Origin of the sequence: Streptococcus mitis (genome assembly GCF_946188615.1) — a bacterium.
GTDB lineage: Bacteria > Bacillota > Bacilli > Lactobacillales > Streptococcaceae > Streptococcus > Streptococcus mitis_BZ.
Genome location: NZ_CAMHVK010000016.1, coordinates 1 through 2781, shown reverse-complemented (window position 1 = coordinate 2781; position 2781 = coordinate 1). Strand labels below are relative to the sequence as shown.

Genomic DNA, 2781 nt, shown 5'->3' with positions numbered 1-2781 from the left:
GCTAAGGAAGCAGCAATTGACGCAAACAACGACTTAACAGACGAAGAGAAAACTGCAGCGAAAGCTGATGCGAAAGCCAAAGCCGACGCAGCGAAGACTGCAATTGACAATGCAACCACAAACGATACCGTAACGCAAGCTAAAAACGACGGAGCGACAAGTGTATCATCAGTCACTCCAACACCAACAGCTAAACCGGCTGCTAAGAAGGCCATCGAAGATGCGCTGAAAGCTAAGGAAGCAGCAATCAACGCAAATAATGACTTAACAGACGAAGAAAAAGCCAAAGCTAAGCAAGAAGCGCAAGATAAGGCAACTGCAGCAAAACAAGCGATCGACAATGCAACAACAAATGATGCGGTAGAACAAGCTAAAAATGGCGGAGCGACAAGTATATCTTCAGTCACTCCAACACCAACAGCTAAACCGGCTGCAAAACAAGCAATTGATGACGCATTGAAAGTTAAGAACGACGCGATTGATGCCAACAACGATTTGACTGCTGAAGAAAAAGCCGCAGCTAAGCAAGAAGCGCAAGACAAAGCGACTACAGCGAAACAAGCAATCGACAACGCAACAACAAATGATGCGGTAGAACAAGCTAAAAATGGCGGAGCAACAAGTATATCTTCAGTCACTCCAACACCAATAGCTAAACCGGCTGCAAAACAAGCGATCGATGATGCATTAAAAGCTAAGGAAGCAGCGATTGACGCGAACAACGACTTAACAGACGAAGAGAAAACTGCAGCTAAAGCAGATGCAAAAGCCAAAGCCGACGCAGCGAAAACAGCAATAGACAACGCGACAACAAATGATGAGGTAGAACAAGCTAAAAATGATGGAGCAACATCGGTAGATTCGGTGACTCCAACTCCAGTAGCGAAACCAGAGGCGAAGAAAGCAGTAGAAGATGCACTTAAAGCCAAAGAAGCAGAAATCGATGCTCGAGATGATCTGACAGCTGAGGAAAAAACAGCAGCTAAAGAAGAAGCGAAAGCCAAAGCAGACGCAGCGAAGACTGCAATCGACAATGCGACAACAAATAATGCAGTAACTCAAGCTAAAAACGCTGGAGCAACGAGTGTATCTTCAGTAAATCCAACAGCGCAAGCTAAGCCAGCAGCTAAGAAAGCGATAGAAGATGCGCTTAAATCCAAAGAAGCAGAGATCGATACTCGAGATGATCTGACAGCTGAGGAAAAAATAGCAGCTAAAGAAGAAGCTAGGGCTAAAGCAGAAGCGGCAAAACAAGCAGTTGATAAAGCGGCAACAAATGCTGACGTTGAAAATTCAAAAACTATTGGGGTAGCAGATGTAAACTCATTGAATCCAGTAGCGGTTAAGAAACCAGAGGCTAAAAAAGCTGTAGATGAAGCACTAAAGGCAAAAGAAGCAGAAATTGATGCGAATAATGACTTAACAGCAGAAGAAAAATTAGCAGCTAAGGAGGAAGCTAAAGCTAAAGCCGATGCAGCTAAGAAAGCAATCGATGAAGCTGATACAGATATTAAGGTTGATGTAAATAGTATATCTGGTTTAAGTGATGTAAATTCATTTAGTCCAGAACCAGTTAAGAAATCAGAGGCTAAAAAAGCAATTGATGCAGCTCTAGAGAAGAAAATAGAAGAAATCGATGCTCGAGATGATTTAACAACTGAAGAGAAAACTGCAGCAAAAGCTGAAGTAGAAAATAAAGCTAATGAGGCAAAAGACGCAATCGATGCAGCAGATACAGACATTAAAGTAGATGTAAATAGTGTATCTGGTTTAAGTGATGTGAACTCGTTTAGTCCAGAAGCAGCTAAAAAACCAGCAGCCAAACAGGCAATAGATGATGCATTAAAAGCAAAAGAAGATGCAATAGATGCGAATGATGATTTAACAGCTGAAGAAAAAACTAAAGCCAAAGCAGAAGCTAAGGCAAAAGCTGATGCAGCGAAAGAAGCAATCGACAATGCGACAACAAACGCAGAAGTGGAACAAGCTAAGACTGCAGGAACGGCATCAGTAGCTTCAGTGACTCCAAAGCCAGTGGCAAAACCGACTGCGAAGCAAGCCATCGACGACGCGCTTAAAGCTAAGAACGACGTGATTGACTCTCGTACAGACTTGACAGATGAAGAGAAAGCTGCGGCTAAGTCAGAAGCAAAAGCTAAGGCCAACGCAGCAAAAGCAGCCATCGATAATGCAACAACAAATGCGGAAGTAGACCGAGCTAAGGTGACTGGAATAACAGAAGTAAAAGCAGTAGATCCACAACCAGAAGCGAAGCCAGAAGCTAAGAAAGCCATCGATGATGCCTTAAAAGCTAAGACTGATGAAATAGACTCTCGTACAGACTTGACAGATGAAGAGAAAGCTGCGGCGAAAGCAGACGCTAAAGCGAAAGCTGATGCAGCGAAGACTGCAATCGACAACGCAACAACAAACGATGCAGTAACTCAAGCTAAAAACGATGGGGCAGCAAGTGTAGCTTCAGTAAATCCAACAGCGCAAGCGAAGCCAGCGGCAAAACAAGCTATCGATGATGCATTGAAAGCTAAGACCGACGCAATTGATGCCAATAACGATTTAACAGCAGAAGAAAAAGCCAAAGCTAAGGAAGACGCAAAAGCGAAAGCTGACGCAGCTAAGCAAGCCATCGACAACGCAACAACAAACGATGTAGTAACTCAAGCTAAAAACGATGGGGCAGCAAGTATAGCTTCAGTAAATCCAACAGCGCAAGCGAAGCCAGCGGCAAAACAAGCTATCGATGATGCATTGAAAGCTAAGACC

1 protein-coding gene is annotated in these 2781 nt (G+C 43.6%); it reads left to right on the top strand.

Annotated features, from left to right (window positions below; all coding sequences use genetic code 11):
* Positions 1-2781 (top strand): DUF1542 domain-containing protein (locus OCF95_RS09725; RefSeq protein WP_261105328.1); only part of this gene is annotated, 2781 nt, incomplete at both ends.